This window comes from Gammaproteobacteria bacterium (assembly GCA_015709695.1).
Taxonomy (GTDB): Bacteria; Pseudomonadota; Gammaproteobacteria; order Steroidobacterales.
In genome coordinates, this window is the sequence record CP054183.1 from 2209426 (window position 1) to 2225377 (window position 15952).

Annotated in this window: 16 protein-coding genes; 12 read left to right on the forward strand and 4 right to left on the reverse strand. The window is 70.4% G+C overall.

Features of this window, described 5'->3' with window-relative positions; genetic code table 11:
* Positions 1 to 51: 51 nt before the first annotated feature.
* Together HRU81_10315 and HRU81_10320 are read left to right on the forward strand one after the other, a co-directional pair.
* Entirely contained in the window at positions 52 to 450 is a 399-nt protein-coding gene (locus HRU81_10315; GenBank protein QOJ32466.1) for a hypothetical protein, read from the forward strand.
* A 115-nt stretch (positions 451 to 565) separates the two neighbouring features.
* Complete coding sequence (locus HRU81_10320) at positions 566 to 1600, forward strand: 5-methyltetrahydropteroyltriglutamate--homocysteine methyltransferase (protein ID QOJ32467.1); 1035 nt, start codon at positions 566 to 568, stop codon at positions 1598 to 1600.
* Here HRU81_10320 and HRU81_10325 read toward each other — a convergent pair.
* Positions 1597 to 2196, reverse strand: coding sequence for an SCO family protein (locus HRU81_10325; protein ID QOJ32468.1), 600 nt, complete (start codon positions 2194 to 2196; stop codon positions 1597 to 1599). The genes HRU81_10320 and HRU81_10325 overlap by 4 nt on opposite strands.
* Positions 2193 to 2921: a class I SAM-dependent methyltransferase gene (locus HRU81_10330; GenBank protein ID QOJ32469.1), complete on the reverse strand. Its 729-nt coding sequence runs from the start codon at positions 2919 to 2921 to the stop codon at positions 2193 to 2195. The genes HRU81_10325 and HRU81_10330 overlap by 4 nt, the downstream gene beginning before the upstream one ends.
* 218 nt (positions 2922 to 3139) lie before the next feature.
* Here HRU81_10330 and HRU81_10335 point away from each other — a divergent pair, with 218 nt between their 5' ends.
* From HRU81_10335 to HRU81_10350, 4 genes are all read left to right on the forward strand, one after another.
* A complete protein-coding gene (locus HRU81_10335) occupies positions 3140 to 3913 on the forward strand; it encodes a helix-turn-helix domain-containing protein (protein ID QOJ32470.1) in 774 nt (257 codons plus the stop codon).
* Positions 3914 to 3993: 80 nt separating this feature from the next.
* Positions 3994 to 4542 carry a hypothetical protein gene (locus tag HRU81_10340; protein ID QOJ32471.1) on the forward strand — a complete coding sequence of 183 codons (549 nt, stop codon included), beginning with the start codon at positions 3994 to 3996 and terminating at the stop codon, positions 4540 to 4542.
* Positions 4543 to 4608: 66 nt separating this feature from the next.
* Entirely contained in the window at positions 4609 to 5052 is a 444-nt protein-coding gene (locus tag HRU81_10345) for a cytochrome c (GenBank protein ID QOJ32472.1), read from the forward strand.
* On the forward strand, positions 5022 to 5903 hold the full coding sequence (locus tag HRU81_10350) for a cytochrome c (GenBank protein QOJ32473.1): 882 nt from the start codon (positions 5022 to 5024) through the stop codon (positions 5901 to 5903). Before HRU81_10345 ends, HRU81_10350 begins: the two co-directional genes overlap by 31 nt.
* A 16-nt stretch (positions 5904 to 5919) precedes the next feature.
* On the opposite strand, the gene HRU81_10355 is transcribed toward HRU81_10350, so the two are convergent.
* On the reverse strand, positions 5920 to 6183 hold the full coding sequence (locus HRU81_10355; GenBank protein ID QOJ32474.1) for a DUF4404 family protein: 264 nt from the start codon (positions 6181 to 6183) through the stop codon (positions 5920 to 5922).
* 180 nt (positions 6184 to 6363) lie between these two features.
* On the opposite strand from HRU81_10355, the gene HRU81_10360 reads away from it, so the two are divergent.
* The 6 genes from HRU81_10360 to fusA all read left to right on the forward strand — a co-directional run bounded on the left by HRU81_10360 (position 6364) and on the right by fusA (position 13757).
* On the forward strand, positions 6364 to 7569 hold the full coding sequence (locus tag HRU81_10360) for a DUF3391 domain-containing protein (GenBank protein ID QOJ32475.1): 1206 nt from the start codon (positions 6364 to 6366) through the stop codon (positions 7567 to 7569).
* A 46-nt stretch (positions 7570 to 7615) separates the two neighbouring features.
* Complete coding sequence (locus tag HRU81_10365) at positions 7616 to 8305, forward strand: glutathione S-transferase family protein (protein QOJ32476.1); 690 nt, start codon at positions 7616 to 7618, stop codon at positions 8303 to 8305.
* Positions 8306 to 8437: 132 nt separating this feature from the next.
* Positions 8438 to 9271, forward strand: coding sequence for a hypothetical protein (locus tag HRU81_10370; GenBank protein ID QOJ32477.1), 834 nt, complete (start codon positions 8438 to 8440; stop codon positions 9269 to 9271).
* A gap of 120 nt (positions 9272 to 9391) precedes the next feature.
* Positions 9392 to 10132, forward strand: coding sequence for a hemerythrin domain-containing protein (locus HRU81_10375; GenBank protein ID QOJ32478.1), 741 nt, complete (start codon positions 9392 to 9394; stop codon positions 10130 to 10132).
* Positions 10133 to 10177: 45 nt separating this feature from the next.
* Positions 10178 to 11386, forward strand: a complete 1209-nt coding sequence (locus HRU81_10380) for a class I SAM-dependent rRNA methyltransferase (GenBank protein ID QOJ32479.1) — start codon at positions 10178 to 10180, stop codon at positions 11384 to 11386.
* A gap of 226 nt (positions 11387 to 11612) precedes the next feature.
* Positions 11613 to 13757: an elongation factor G gene (gene fusA, locus HRU81_10385; GenBank protein ID QOJ32480.1), complete on the forward strand. Its 2145-nt coding sequence runs from the start codon at positions 11613 to 11615 to the stop codon at positions 13755 to 13757.
* A 15-nt stretch (positions 13758 to 13772) separates the two neighbouring features.
* On the opposite strand, the gene HRU81_10390 is transcribed toward fusA, so the two are convergent.
* Complete coding sequence (locus tag HRU81_10390; GenBank protein ID QOJ32481.1) at positions 13773 to 15833, reverse strand: elongation factor G; 2061 nt, start codon at positions 15831 to 15833, stop codon at positions 13773 to 13775.
* Positions 15834 to 15952 lie beyond the last annotated feature (119 nt).

Genomic DNA, 15952 nt, shown 5'->3' on the forward strand with positions numbered 1-15952 from the left:
CGCACGGTACCACCACCGCGCGACGCCCTGTCACCAGGGGGGAACCATCCGATGGCCAACATCATCCGCATCGTCATCCTCAGCGTCTTCATGGCGGTGTTCATGGTGTGGGGCTTCCGCGGCGTGGAGAACAGCCCGCTGGAGGCCGTACCGGCGCTGATCGGCTTCATCGTCGCCTTCCTGGCGCCCAGCGCCATCGGCGTGCCCGCCTACGCCGCGACCGTCGGTCGCCAGCGTGGCGACACGGCCCGCTTCGCCTTCCTGTTCTGGGCGGCCAGCGCCGCCCTCGTCGCCATCGGCTGGCTGCTCTACTACGCGAGCGACATCGCCGCCGGTGGCTACTTCCGCGACAGCATGCTGGCCGGCGCCGCGATCCTGGCGGTGCTGACGGCGGCGCTCGCCTTCGGCCTGGGGCGGGGCCTGGACTACCTCTCCGCCGGCCGGCGCTGATCGCCGGCGAAGTCGCTGCCTCCGGCCACGGCGGGCGCGCCGGCCACGGCGCCGCGTAGCCAAGCCCGCGCCGTACTCCCTATACTGCCGGCAAAGCAACGAGCAGGGAGTTCCCATGAGCGAGCCGCTGATCCCGACGACCATGGTGGGCAGCTATCCGCAGCCGGACTGGCTGATCGACCGCGAGATCCTCGGCGGCCGCCTGCCGCCACGGGTGCGGGCGCAGGAGCTCTGGCGGGTCGCCGAACCCTGGCTTGCGCAGGCGCAGGACGATGCCACGCTGCTCGCCATCGTCGCGCAGGAGCGCGCCGGCCTGGACATCATCGGCGACGGCGAAATGCGCCGCGAGAGCTATTCCAATGCCTTCGCCAATTCGCTGGGCGGCGTCGACCGCGAGCGGCTGGGCACGGCGCTGGACCGCACCGGCAAGCCGAACAGCGTGCCGCGCGTAACCGGCCCCATCCTGCGCCAGCCCTCGACGCTGGCCGATGAAGCGCGCTTCCTGCACACGAATACCCGGCGCCGCACCAAGATCACCCTGCCCGGCCCTTTCACGATGGCGCAGCAGGCACAGAACGACTACTACCCCGACCTGCGATCGCTGGCCCTGGCCTACGCCGACGCCGTCAATGCCGAGATCAAGGCACTGCACGCGGCCGGCGTCGACATCGTGCAGCTCGACGAGCCCTACCTGCAGGCGCGCCCCGAGCAGGCGCAGCAGTTCGGCGTCGAGGCCATCAACCGGGCGGTGGCGGGCGTGAAGGGCCAGACGGCGCTGCACATCTGCTTCGGCTACGCCCATGTGCACCATTACGCCGCCAAACCCAGCGGCTACTCGTTCCTGCCGGAACTCGAAGCGAGTCAGGTCGACATCCTCTCCATCGAGGCCGCCCAGCCGACGATCGACCTCTCGGTGCTGCGCCGGTTGCCCTCCAAGAAGATCATGCTGGGCGTGATCAGCCTCGGCGATCTCGCCATCGAGACACCCGCCATCGTCGCCGAGCGGCTCGGCAGGGCGCTCGAGTTCGTGCCGCCCGAGCGGCTGATGGCGGCGCCGGACTGCGGCCTCAAGTACGTTTCCCGCGAAGTCGCCTTCGGCAAGCTGCGCGCCATGGTCGAGGGCACCGAAATGGTGCGCCGGCGCCTCTAGTCCGCGGGGTGCCTGGCCAGCGCGGCGGCGATCTCCGCCGACGTGGCGCCGTAGGGAATGATCTCGAGCATGGTGTCATCGCTGCCGAGCAGGAACAGCGCGGCAGTGTGGTTGACCATGTATCCGCCGTCCGGCATCGGCGGCATCTTCTCGTGGAAGACATGGAAGGCCGCGGCAGCAGCGGCAACGCCGGCCGCATCACCCGTCATGCCGATGACGGCCGGGCCGAAGGCGCGCACGTAGTCGCCGACCACCTGCGGCGTATCGCGTTCCGGATCGACGGAAATGAACAGGATGCGCGTGTCGCGCTCGGCGCGCCCCCGCTCGGCCAGTCCGCGGCTGGCGTTCATCAGTGTGGTCGGGCAGGCCTCCGGACAGTTCGTGAAGCCGAAGAACACCAGCTGCCGGCGCCGGTTCAGCCCTGACCAGGCGACCGCGCTCCCGGTTGCATCGAGCAGCGTGAACTCGCCGCTGACGCGCGGCCGTTCCGCCGCCCCGCCCGCGCCCGGCGGCAGGCCGCGCCAGAGGGCCGTGGCGAGGCCGGCCGAGAGTGCCAGCCCCGCCACCAGCCAGGGAAGCCAGGGTCGCGCCTTCATCCGGGTTTGTTCGCGATGACGCCCGCGTGATGGCGCCCGCCCGGATCGTCGCTCCGGCCGGTGAAGGCGGCCTCCTCGACGACCAGGCCCGCGAGGTGACATTCGCGCGCGAGGATGTCGGGGTCCAGCGGATTGAGGTACGGCAGCATGCCGGCTGCGAGCGCGCGGTCGGCAAGGTACACGCCGATGTCCCCGATGAAACCGGGCCACTCCTCGCCCGCCGCCCGGCGCTGCTCGTAGGCCGGCGCACCGGCTGACCAGAAACCGCTGTATGGCGTATCCGCCACCAGGAACAGGCGGCCAGCGGGCTGCAGCCAGGCCTGCATCTTCGCCAGCGAGGCGCGGATTTCCGCGCCCGTGAGGAAGTGCAGCACGCGCGAGCAGAGGATGGCGGCGAAGCTGCCCGCCGGAAAATCGACCGCCGGCAGCGCGCCGACACGGGTGCTCAGCCGCGGGCGCAACGCGGCCGGCGTCTCCCGCGCGAGGATCTCCACGTGGCCTGCCTCCATGTCGCAGGCATGCACCGTCGCGCCCTGCTCCAGCGCGGCGCGCGTGGCGACACCGTAGGCGCAACCCATGTCCAGCACGGGCGCATCGCAGCGGGCGGCATGGGCGACGAATGCGATGGAGAAGCGGTCCAGCGTCTCGGACATGAAGCCGCGATGGTTGAGCGTCGGGACGAGGCCGCGGATGAAGGGCTTGGGGCGCTGTCGCTCCGTGGACATGACCTGGACCGCGAGACTGGACGGGGTGGCAATTGTCGCCCAGAGAAGCTCGAATGTACCATCGCCGCTGATGGCTCCTTCCGGCGCGCAGCGCCGGAAACCGGCCTGACTGGGGTTCTAGGGGGATTCCCTTATATGCCGGACCTGCCGCGGGCCGTAGAAGTCCTGTCCCATGGACAGACGCAATACCAGTCACCCGCGTCTCCAGGGGACGTGACATGCTCGACCCCGCATTGGCCACAGGTGCCGATGGCCGCAACGTGAGCGGCCGGACCGATGCGGGTCGTGCCCGCTGCGCCAGCTGCGCTATTGCGCCGCGATGCCTGCCCGCCTCGCTGAACGCGGAGCAGCTGCGCCGCTTCGAGGATTCCGTCCAGCGCTGCCGGCCGCTCGGCGCCGGCGATCACCTGTTCCGCGTCGGCGATCCCTTCCATGCCATGTTCGCGGTGCAGTCAGGCTGCTTCAAGAGTTACGCGGTCGATGCCGAAGGCCGCGAACACGTCATGGCCTTCCATTTCGCCGGCGAGATCATTGGCGTCGAAGCCATCTATCCCGATCGCCACGTGTCGAGCTGCGTGGCGCTGGCTGCGGCCAGCACCGTGTGCGTGCTGCCCTACCGCACGCTCACGCGGCTGGCTCAGGAGATGCCGCCACTGCAGGCGGAGATCCTGCGCATGCTGAGCCGCTACGTGCTCGGCAGCGCCAGCATCGCCGGGGACTTCAGCGCCGAGGAGCGTCTCGCCGCCTTCCTGGTGATGGTCTCGGCGCGCCTGCGCCGCCCCGGCTCGGGCGGTGACCTGGACCTGGCCATGTCGCGGCAGGACATCGCCAATTTCCTCAGGCTGGCTCCGGAGACGGTCAGCCGCATCCTGGCGCGGTTCCAGCGCAGTGGCCTGGTCAAGGCCGACCGCAAGCGCATCGAATTGCTCGATCCGGAGGGGCTCTCCGGCATCGCCGCCTGCATGAATCCCTACACGCGCTACGGACCGTAGCCGGCCGGCGTGAACGGCGTCGTGGCAACCCGTCGCCATCCCTGCCAGGCTGTGGATCCGCTGTCCGCCAGCCAGGCCCCATGAACCCGATACGCAGCCACCCGAAGCATCGCCGTGGCGCCCCGATGGTCGCAGCGCTGGCGCTCGTCCTCCCGGTACTGGCCGGCGCCGACGACCGCGCACCGGCCACGGTGATCACCACGGCGCGCCCGGCTCCAGCCGAGCCGCAGCCAGCCGGCACCGTGCGCTTCGACGCCTACCGGAATTTCGACGGCCGTACCCCCGCCGACGGTCCCGCACGACCGGCGGATAGCGGCCCCGGGCATGGCGGTCACGACCATGACGGCACCGCAATGGAGATCGGCGTCGCCGTCGACCTGGCCAGGTGCGCAGATGGCAACACCGAGGTCAGCGCCATCGATGCCGGCGGCTGGCAGCACAAGGTCGAGGACGTTTGCGCGAACGCTTCCGCACCGGCGGCGGGTGCGGTCACCCTGCACCAGGAAGCGGGCCCGGCACCCGCGGCCGCAGCGCCTGCGGCCCCCGCAGCGCCGGCCACCCCGGCGGAAGCACGGCCGGTCATGCGCTGCGACCCGGCCACCTGGCGCTGCAGCCCGGCGCCGCAGTAGCCGCCCGCAGCAGACCGGGGACCCTGCTATCCTTGGGCTCCCAACCACTCGCCACGGAGCCAGCCGATGCGCCGGATCATCAGCAGCGCAGCCCTCTTGCTGTTTGTCGCCACTTCGGTGGCCCATGCCGCCACGCCCGAGGACACCATCAAGTACCGCAAGGCCGTCATGGAAACCATGGCCGGGCATATCGCCGCCATCACCATGATCTTCAGCGGCAAGATCGAGGCGCAGGCCTACCTGCTGAGCCATGCCGAAGCGCTGGCAGCAGCGGGCGAGGAAGTCGGCAAGCTGTTTCCCGCGGGCTCCGGCGTCGGCAAGACCGAGGCCCTGCCGCGCATCTGGCAGGAGACCGAGAGGTTCCAGAAGGACGCCGACGCCGCGAAGACCAGCACCGCGCAGCTGCGTGACGCGATCAAGAGCGGGGACAAGGCGGCCATCGGCAAGGCCCTGAAGCCGGTGGGCGACTCCTGCAAGGGATGCCACGACCGCTATCGCCAGGAAGACTGAGCCGGACCGCGCTCGCCGCGTGCCTGTTCTGGGCCGCGGCGGCAACGGCCGATTCAGTCATCGAACGCGGCCGTTACCTGGCGGCTGCGGGCGGCTGCGTGAGCTGCCATACGGAGGAGGCTGACGAGGCCGAGCCCTACGCGGGCGGCCGCGCGCTGGCCACGCCCTTCGGCACCTTCTACTCGCCGAACATCACGCCCGACCGCGCCACCGGGATCGGCGGCTGGACCGCGGCGCAGTTCGTCGCCGCCCTGCGCGAGGGACGCAACCCGGCCGGTGCGGCCTATTTCCCCGCCTTTCCCTACACCGCCTATGCCGGCATGACGGAACAGGACGCGCGCGCCATCTACGCCTTCCTGATGTCGCTGCCGCCGGTGGCGCGGGCGAACCGGCCGCACGAGCTGCCCTGGTACCTCGACACGAGGCTGGCGGCGCGCGGCTGGCAATGGCTGTTCTTCCGTCCCGCGCCTTTCGCCGCCGATGGTTCACGGGATGCGGACTGGAACCGCGGTGCCTACCTCGTGCGCCACCTCGGCCACTGCGGCGAGTGCCACACGCCACGCAACCTGCTGGGCGCCCTGCGCCAGGACGAGGAAATGGCCGGCAACCCGGTCGGGCCCGAGAATCGCAAGGTACCCAACATCACGCCGGATGAAAGCGACGGCATCGGCGACTGGTCGGCCTCGGAGATCGGGATGTTCCTCGAGATCGGCATGCTCCCCGACGGCGACTTCGCCGGCGCCGGCATGGGGCAGGTCATCGACGACAACACCTCGCAGCTGACCCCCGCGGACCGCCACGCCATCGCGGTGTACCTGAAGGCGCTGCCGCCGCTGCCGACGCCGCGCTGAGCGCGCTCGGGGCAGCTCAGATACCGAGCTTCGCCAGCGTATCGGCTATCTGGCCCAGCAAGGCGGCGAGCCGGGGGTGGCCAGCCTCCAGGCGCAGTGCCGCCTGCTCGAGCTGGCCGGCATCGCCGGCGTCCGCCGGTGCCGGCTCGTCCGCAGCCAGCCGACGGACATCCTGCAGCACCTGATCCAGGAGCCGGCGTGATTCGGCGTCCAGCGAACCGGTGCCGGCCAGTTCCCGGTGGAGTTCCGCCAGTAGCGCCTGGAGCCTGCCCTTGTCCATCTGTTCCTCGGCCGGATACGCGGGACGCGAAGAGGTGCATTATGGTCACGCGGGCTCGCCATGGTCCACCGTGTCGGGCCGGGCATAATCGGCAGCCGCGGATTCGCCGTGCGCCACGTCACGGTTTGCGTCCGGGCGGGGTTGCTACAGTGGCCACTCGACAACAATAACGAGCGATCCATGGGTCCCGTGCCGGCCCACCATCTGCTTCCCGTGCGGAGCGAACACCTCCAGCCTGGCATGTATGTCGCCGAGCTGGACCGCTCCTGGTTGCACGCGCCCTTCCCCTCCACCGGCTTCCTGATCACCGGCAGCGAGCAGGTGGAGCAGTTGCGCCGGCTCTGTCATCACGTCTACATCGACACCCGCCTGAGCGAGACGCTGCCGGCCGGACGCAGCGGCCTGGGTCGCATGGCGCCGCGCACCACCGCGCAGTCGGCAACGGGCGGGCGCCTGGGCGCGGTGCGCCAGGTCCTGTCACAGACCGTGGCCGCGGTCGCCGCCCTGGTGCAGGGCGCGAGGCGCCAGGGCATCGTCGATGCATCGGCCGTCACCGCCTGCGCGAGCCGCCTGGTGGCGCGACTGGTCGAGGATGCGGCGCTGCTGCATTTCTGCCTGCGCACGGAGCAAGGCGGCGGCTTTCTCTGCCGGCGCGCAGCCGGCACCGCGGTGGTCGCCACCACCCTGGCCTGGCGCCTGGGCCTCGATCGGCAGGGACTGGAGGGCGTGGCCACCGGCGCGCTGCTGCTGGACCTGGGCAAGATCGCCGTACCGGTTCCGATCCTCGCCAAACCGGGCGCGCTGGCCAGCAGCGAACAGGCCTATGTGCGCCGTCATGTCGAGCGCGGGCTCGGGCTGGTGGCCGGCGCCGGGCTGCCGGAGCGCGCCCTGGAAATGATGGCCACGCACCACGAGCGCATCGACGGCAGCGGATATCCGCACCGGTACCGCGGCACGACGATCCCGCTCTTCGGCCGTCTTGCCGCCATCGCCGATGCCTACGACGCCATGACCCTCAACCGCCGTTACGCGGCGGCCATGTCGCCGCACGCGGCGCTGCGCCAGCTGGAGGGCCTGGCCGGGGAGAAGTACGACGCCGCGCTGGTGGACGAGCTGGTGCAGGCACTTGGCGTCTATCCTTGCGGCACGCTGGTCGAACTCGACGATGGCCGGGTGGGGCTGGCGTGGACGCCACGTCCGGGGCATCCGCTGCAGCCCGAGGTGCTGGTGACCCACGACGCACGACGGCAGCCGCTGCCGCTCCCGGTGCTGGTCAGCGCTGCAGGCGCAACCGGCATCTTCCGCTCGCTGCCACCCAGCGCGCTGATCATCGGCACGGACGTCCTCGCCGCCGCGCTGGAGCGCGAGCGCCCCGCCGCTGGCTGAGCCCGGGCCGGCCGTCCCTGCTAGACTGGGCAACGGAAGACCCCGCATGCCCGCCATCGAACTGTTCAGCTTTGCCGCCTGCCCCTACGCGCAACGCTCGCGCATGGTGCTGATCGAGAAGGGCCTCGATTTCGAGCTGGTGGAGATCGACATCCACGACCGGCCCGCCTGGTTCAAGGACGTCTCCCCCTACGGCAAGGTGCCGGTGCTGCGCCACGAAGGCCGTGTGGTCTACGAGTCGGCCATCATCAACCAGTATGTCGACGAGACCTTCGCCACGCCGCCGCTGATGCCGGCGGACAGCCACGGGCGTGCCCTGGCGCGGATCTGGATGGACTACTGCGATACCCGCTACCTGCCGGCAGCCCACAAGCTGATGGCGGAGCGCGGCCAGCCGCAGCGGCTGGCCGAGGCACGGGAGAAGCTCGCCGCGGTGATGCGCTTCATGGAGCACGAGGGGCTGCGCAAGCTCGGCGACGGCCCGTACTGGCTGGGTACGGCACCCACCCTGGTCGACTTCCACTACCTGCCGTTCTTCGAACGCTTCCCGGTCTACCAGGAACTCGCCGGTGCCGAGTGGCCCGACGACTGCACGCGGCTGCGCCAGTGGTACGAGACGGCGGGCCAGCGGCCCAGCTTCATCGAGACGCGGCACACCCTCGACTTCCACCTCGCGCAACAGCGCCGCTTGCAGGAACTGCGGGCGGCGGCCGCGGCACGACCCGCCAGCAGCTGATCCCGCGCGCTGCGCGGCTTATGTCAGGCCGGTTGCCGCGGAAGCGTGACCGGCCGCTGCGACCGTGCCGGCCGATGCCGCCTAGCATGGGCGATTGGCCCCGCTGCCGCCCTCGCACAAGACCACGCTCCCATGCCGACACTGCCAACCGCTGCCGCAGTCCTGCTCGGCGCCCTCGCCCTGGTGACCGGCTTCCTCGCCGGCTGCGCCTGGCTGCAGCGGCGCCTGCGCGCCGGCCAGATGCCGCTGGCGCGGCACCGTGCCGTGCTGGCAGCGCTGCGCCGGCGTTATCGGCAACGGCGCCGGGCGCTGCGCGATGCGCGAAGGGCAGCGATGGCTGCCGCCGAGGCACGCGCCACGCAGCTGGCGGAGGCGCTGCGCGATGCCCGTGAACGCGTCGCCGTACTGGAGAACAACCAGGGCCTGATGCGCATCGAGCGCGACGAGCTCATGGCACGCACCCAGCGACTGCGCGTCCTGGAGGCTCCGCCGACGACCGGAGCACCGGCGCCGCCAGGCCCGGCGGACGAGACGAGGCGGGCCGGGCTCGCCGCCCGCGATGCCCGCATCCACGAGCTGGAGTGCCAGCTGCGCGAGAGCAACTCCCGCATCGATGAGCTCGAATCCAGCCTGCACACCTGGAAGTACCGCATCGCGCCCATCGCACTGCATGCCAGGCTGCAGCGCGAGCGCGCTCGGCCGGTCCGCCCCGGCAAACCCGGGACAGCACGCGGCCACGATGAGCTCAGGCGGATCCGCGGCATCGGCCGGGTCCTGGAACGCAGGCTGCACGCCGCCGGCATCCGCAGCGTCGGTGACCTCGCCGGCCTGTCCCCCGCCGAGCTCGCCAACCTCGCCGGGCGCATCGGCATCGCGGCCACCCGCCCGGCGCGCGAGCACTGGGTCGAGCAGGCGCGCGCCATGCTCGCCTCCGCGCCGCGCCCTGCACAATCCGCCGCCCGCTGAGCGCGCAGCCGGCTCCACCGTACAAGTCCCTATTTACCCGCGCCGCCGTCTTCGGCACCTTCGACCCGGAATGGACGGCCGGGCGCGTGGTTGCGCCGGGCCAGGACGGGAGTCACCCACATGATCAAGCTCAGCGCACGCACCCGGGTTTCCGAACTCATGGCGGGCCCGCCCGCGCTCTACACCACGCTGAAATCCACCGGCCTGTTCCGCGACGGCGACGACCCCGAGGTGATGCTGGGCCAGCTCTGCTGGGCCTTCGGCTTCAACCCGGGCATCCTGCTGATGATGCTCGAGGGCGCCAACGTCCCCGAGGTGGTGGCCCCCGTGGATGCGGCGCCGTTCCGCGCCATGCCGCTCGGCGAACTGGTGGACCACATCGAGAGCACCCACCACGCCTACCTTCGCGCTGAACTGCCGCGCCTGGCCGCCAGCGTGGATGCCCTGGCGCTCGAGGCCGGCGCGACGGAAAGCACCATCGAGCTGCGCGACGCAGTGCGCCGCATGGCCACCGAGCTCGATGCCCATATCCGCCACGAGGAAGAGTCGCTGTTCGCCATGGTGCGTGACCTCGCCGCCAGTACGGCCATCAAGCCCACGCGCTGCGGCGGCACGGTCGGCGGCCCGATCGCCTGCATGGAGAACGAGCACACCGAAACGCTGCGTGGCCTGGCGAAGCTGCGCGAGCTGACCGGCAGCTACGCCGTCGCAGCGGACGCCAGCACCGCCTGGCGCGAGGCCATGGCCGCGCTCGAGCACTTCGACCGCGACATGCAGGAGCACATCTTCAAGGAGAACGACGTGCTGTTCCCGCGGGCCCTGGAGGCGCAGCGCGGCCAGCCGCAGGCCGCCAGCGCCTGAAGCCCCCCGGGCGCGGCGTGGCGCCCGCGTGTAGACTCCGCGCCCATGTCGAGCCCCGCCGACAGCGCCACGCTGCCCGAGCTGCGCCTCAAGCGCGGCGAGGAGCGGCGCATCGAGGGCGGCCACCTCTGGGTCTACTCCAACGAGGTGGACAACGAGCGGACCCCGCTCACCGGCTTCGCCAGGGGCGCGGCCGTGCGCCTGGTTTCGGCCCGGGACCGTTTCCTCGGTTACGCCTTCGTCAATCCCCATACGCTGATCTGCGCCCGCATCCTCGGCCGGGATCCGCAGCATCCGCCGTCGCGCTCGCTGCTCGTGCACCGGCTGAAGGTGGCGCTGGCGCTGCGCGAGCGCCTGTTCCCGCGCCCGTTCTACCGGCTGGTCCATGGCGAGGGCGATGCGCTGCCCGGCCTGGTGCTCGACCGCTACGGCGATGTGGTCGTCGGCCAGGCCGGCACCGCCGGGATGGAGGCGATGAAGGCGGATGTCGCCGCGGCGGTGCGCAAGGTGCTGGCCCCGCGGCTGTTCGTCTGGAAAAACGACAGCGCCGCGCGCGAGCTGGAGGGCCTGGCCTCCTGCGTCGAGGCCGAGGGCGGCGAGGTGCCCGCCGAGGTGCTGGTCGAGGAAAACGGCATCCGCTTTCACGTGCCCCTGGCGGAAGGCCAGAAGACCGGCTGGTTCTTCGACCAGGCGACCAACCGGCGTGCGCTGCTCAAGTATGTCGGCGGCGCGCGCGTGCTCGACGTCTTCAGCTATGTCGGCGCCTGGGGCCTGGCCGCCAGCAGGGCTGGCGCCAGCGAGGTCACCTGCGTGGACGCCTCGGCCACGGCGCTCGCCGCCGTCGCGCGCACTGCGGCAGACCAGGGCCTCGGCGTGCGCACCCTGAGGGGAGACGCCTTCGATGCGCTGGAGGAACTGCACCGGAGTGGCGAACGCTACGACGTGGTCATCCTCGACCCGCCGGCCTTCATCAAGCGCAGGAAGCAGGTCCCGAAGGGCGAGGCCGCCTACCGGCGGCTCAACCAGCTGGGCCTGCAGCTGCTCGCGCGCGACGGCATCCTGGTGTCCTGCTCCTGCTCCTATCACCTGGCCGCCGACAGCCTGCTGGCGGTGATCCAGAAGGCCGCGCGCCACAGCAGCCGCTTCGTGCAGCTGCTGGAAGCCGGCGGCCAGTCGCCCGACCATCCGGTCCACCCCGCCATCCCCGAGACCCGGTACCTGAAGGCCTTTTTCTGCCGGGCCGTGCAGGAGTAGCCACCGCCACGGCCATCCGCAGCGGGCCCGGTACCGGGCCGGTCTCCGGGCCGGGGCACCGGCAGCCAAGATCCGGGACATTCCGCCCCGGAAACAGGTAGAATTCGCGCCCTTCCGGCGCGCCGCACCCCGTCAGTCGGCCCGACCCGCCCCCCAGCCGGGCCGGGCAGGGCCGGCTGTCGCAGTGCAAAGGCGCCGATCACGTCCGGCCTGATGGAAGCCTGCCATGCCCCGTACAACACCGCTGTCCGACATCCGCAACATCGGCATCATCGCCCACGTCGATGCCGGCAAGACCACGACCACCGAGCGCATCCTGTACTACACGGGACGCAAGCACACCATGGTCGACGTGCACGACACCAAGGACCTGAAGTCCTCGACCACCACCGATTACCTCGAGCAGGAGCAGAAGCGCGGCATCACCATCCAGTCCGCCGCCGTATCGGCGTTCTGGAAGGGCAAGAAGCTCAACGTCATCGACACCCCCGGGCACGTCGATTTCACCATCGAGGTGAACCGCTCGCTGCGGGTGCTCGACGGCGCCATCGTCGTCTTCGACGGCGTGGCCGGCGTGGAACCGCAATCGGAGACCAACTGGCGCCTGGCCGACAACTACAACGTGCCGCGCATCTGCTACGTCAACAAGATGGACCGCAGCGGGGCGGGCTTCCTGCGTTGCGTCGACATGATCAGGAAGCGCCTGGGCGCGCGCCCGCTGCCGATCTACCTGCCGATCGGCTCCGAGGACAACTTCAAGGGCATGATCGACCTGGTGCAGAACAAGGCACTGGTCTGGACCTCCGAGGACCGCGACGCCAAGTGGGACGTCCTCGACGTCACTCCGGACCTCGCCGACAAGCTCGGCATTACCGTGCCCAGCGACCGCGCCATCATCGCCGACGCCGGCAAGTACCGCACCCAGCTCGTGGACACCTGCCTGGAGATGGATGACGCGGCGATGGAGGCCTATCTCGAAGGTGAGGACCCCTCGATCGACACCATCAAGAAGTGCCTGCGCAAGGGCACCATCACCGGCGCCTTCAATCCGGTGCTCTGCGGCTCCTCGTACAAGAACCGCGGCGTGCAGCAGGTGCTCGATGCCGTGGTCGACTACCTGCCGGCGCCGACCGATGTCGCTGCCATCAAGACCGTGGATGCCGACGGCAACGCCACCGGCGAGTGCCAGAACTCCGATGACGCGCCGTTCGCCGCGCTGGCATTCAAGGTCATCAACGATGCCTATGGCGCGCTGACCTTCTGCCGCGTGTACTCGGGGGTGCTGACCAAAGGCATGTCCGTCACCAATACCACCCGCGGCAAGCGCGAGAAGATCGGCCGCATGGTCGAGATGTTCGCCAAGGAGGCCAATCCCATCGAGGAGGCCCGCGCCGGGGACATCATCGCCCTGGTCTCGCTGGCCGAGACCGACACCGGCGACACGCTGTGCGATGCCGCCCACCCGGTGGTGCTCGAGCGCATGCGCTTCCCGGATCCCGTCATCAGTGTCTCGGTCAAGCCCAAGGTCAAGGGCGACCAGGAGAAGTTCGGCAACGCGCTCGGCAAGATGGTGCGTGCCGACCCGTCACTGCGCCTGGAAACCGACCGCGAGACCGGCCAGACGATCCTGCGCGGCATGGGCGAACTGCACCTCGACGTGACGCTGGACCGCATGCGCACCGAGTACGGGGTCGAGGGCGAGATGGGCAAGCCGCAGGTCGCCTACCGCGAGACCATCACCAAGCCGATCGCCGAGCAGTACGTCCACAAGAAGCAGACCGGCGGCTCCGGCCAGTTCGCCGAGGTCTGGATCACCTTCGAGCCGTTGCCGCGCGGCAGCGGCTTCGAGTTCGTCGACGAAACCGTCGGCGGCTCCGTGCCCAAGGAATACGTGCCCTCGGTCGAGAAGGGCCTGCGGATGCAGATGGAGGACGGCGTGCTGGCGCACTTCCCCACCGTGGACTTCCGCGCCCGCCTCACCGACGGCAGCTACCATGACGTGGACTCCAACGCGCTCACCTTCGAGATCGCCGCCAAGGCCTGCTTCCGCGAGGCGGTGCGCAAGGCCAGCCCGATCCTGCTCGAGCCGGTGATGAAGGTGGAGACCGTGAGCCCGGGTGACTACCTCGGCGACGTCATCGGCGACATGAACCGCCGCCGCGGCGCCATCCAGGAACAGGTCGAGCGCGGCACCAACATCGCCGTGGTGGCCAACGTGCCGCTGTCGGAGATGTTCGGCTACATCGGCCAGCTGCGCAGCATGACCAGCGGCCGCGCCTCGTTCACCATGGAGTTCTCGCACTACGATCCGGTGCCGAAGAACGTCGCCGACGCGGTGATCGCCGAAGTCGCGGCGGCAAGGAAGTCCTGAGCGGCAGGCGCCGCCTCACTCCTCCGCCCGCGGGCGGAAGACCTCCACCAGGGTCTTCTGCACGGCGGGGGGCACCATGGCGTAGTGATCGAAGCGCAGCGTGAAGCTGCCCTTGCCGCCGGTCAGGGACTTCAGCCGCGCCTGGTAGTCGAGGAGCTCCGCCTCCGGCACCTCGGCGGCGATGGTGATCTCGCTGCCGCTGGCGGCCTGGTTGCCGTTGATGCGCCCGCGGTGCCCCGCCAGGTGGCCGGAAATATCGCCGACGAACTCGGGCGGCGTGGTGATCTCCACCCGCGCCACCGGCTCCAGCACGATGGGGCCCGCCTTTGCAAATGCGTCGAGGAAGGCCTTGCGGCCCGCGGCAATGAAGGCCACCTCCTTGGAGTCGACGCTGTGGTGCTTGCCGTCGTAGACGGTCACCCGCAGGTCCTCGATGGGATGTCCAGACAGGGCACCCTCCGCCAGCACCTGGCGCACGCCTTTCTCCACCGCCGGGATGAACTGGCCGGGAATGGCACCGCCCACCACCTCGTCGACGAACTCGAAGCCGCTGCCGCGCACCAGCGGCTCGACGCGCAGGAACACCTCGCCGAACTGGCCGGCGCCGCCGGTCTGCTTCTTGTGGCGGCAGTGGCCTTGCGCCGCGCGCGTCACGGTCTCGCGGTAGGCAATGCGCGGCGGGCGTGTCTTCACCTCGATGCCGGCCTCCTCCTGCACCCGCTCCAGCACCAGCCGCAGGTGCAGGTCGCCGAGGCCACGCAGCACCGTCTCGCTGCCGCCGGCCACGAACTCCAGCCGCAGGCTCGGGTCCTCGGCGGTGATCCGGTGCAGCGCATCGGCGAGCTTCTTCTCCGCGCCACGCCGCGCCGGCTCTATGGCCAGGCCGTGCATGGGCGCCGGCAGCAGAGTCGGGCGCAGGTGGAACTGGTCCTCGTCGTGACTGGCATGCAGCACCACGTCGAACGCCAGGTCGTCGATCTTCGACACCGCGGCGATGTCGCCGGGCACGGCCTGCGGGATCTCCATCGCCTGGCTGCCCTGCAGCCGCAGGAGATGCGTGACCTTGAAGCCCTTGCGCCGATCGCCGATGAACACCGTGTCGCCTGGCCGCACCCGGCCCTGGTGGACACGGAACACGCCGAGACGGCCTACGTAGGGATCGATCTTCACCTTGAACACATGGCCGATGAAATGAGCCTGCGGATCGGCACTCACGCGCACCGGCCGCGCCTGGCCACCCTCGCCCTGCAGGAACTCCGGGGAATTGCCCTCGGTGGGATCGGGCATCAGCCGCGCGAGGATCTGCAGCAGCTGGCGTAGCCCCGCGCCGGTCACCGCCGAAACAAAGCAGACCGGAACGAGGTGGCCATCCCGCAGGGCGCGCTCGAAGGGATCGTGCAGCTGCCCGGCATCGATGGCCTCGCCCTGTTCCAGGTACAGGCGCATGAGGTCCTCGTCGAGCTCCACCACCTGGTCGACCATGGCGGTGTGCGCCGCTGCCACGCTGGAGAAGTCCGGCTGCCTGTCGGACAGGGAAAAGAAGCAGTCGGCAACCGCCCTGCCACCATCGGCCGGCAGGTTGAGCGGCAGGCATTCTCGGCCGAAAGCCGCGCGCACCTGCTCGAGCATGGCGGCCAGCTGGCCGCCATCGGCGTCGATGCGGTTGATGATCACCAGGCGGCACAGTCGCCGGCTCGCGGCCAGGTCCATCAGCCGGCGCGCCACGGTATCGACCCCGGCCTGCGCGTTGAGCACCAGGGCTGCGGTATCGGCGGCCGCCAGCACGCTGATCGCCCGACCGATGAGGTCCGGGTTGCCCGGCGTATCGATGAGGTTCATCAGCACGCCGTCATGGCGCAGGTGGCACACGGCCGTGTCCAGCGAATGGCCGAGGCGGCGCTCCTGGGGCGTGAAGTCGGAGACCGTGGTGCCGCGGCCGAGGCTGCCGGGTTCGCGGATCATGCCGGTGTGCGCCAGCATGGCCTCGAGCAGCGTGGTCTTGCCGGCACCCGTCGGACCCAGCAGCGCGATGTTGCGCAGCTGGTGCGTGGCGTGAAGCTCCTGGCTGACTGCCATGGCGCCCCCTTGTTCGGGTTGTTCCCGGGGGCGAGCCCGCCGGGGCCTCGATCCATGCGGCAAATATAGCAGGTCGCCCCGCGGGCAGGCGCACCGGGGCCGGGATGCGGCGAGCGGCG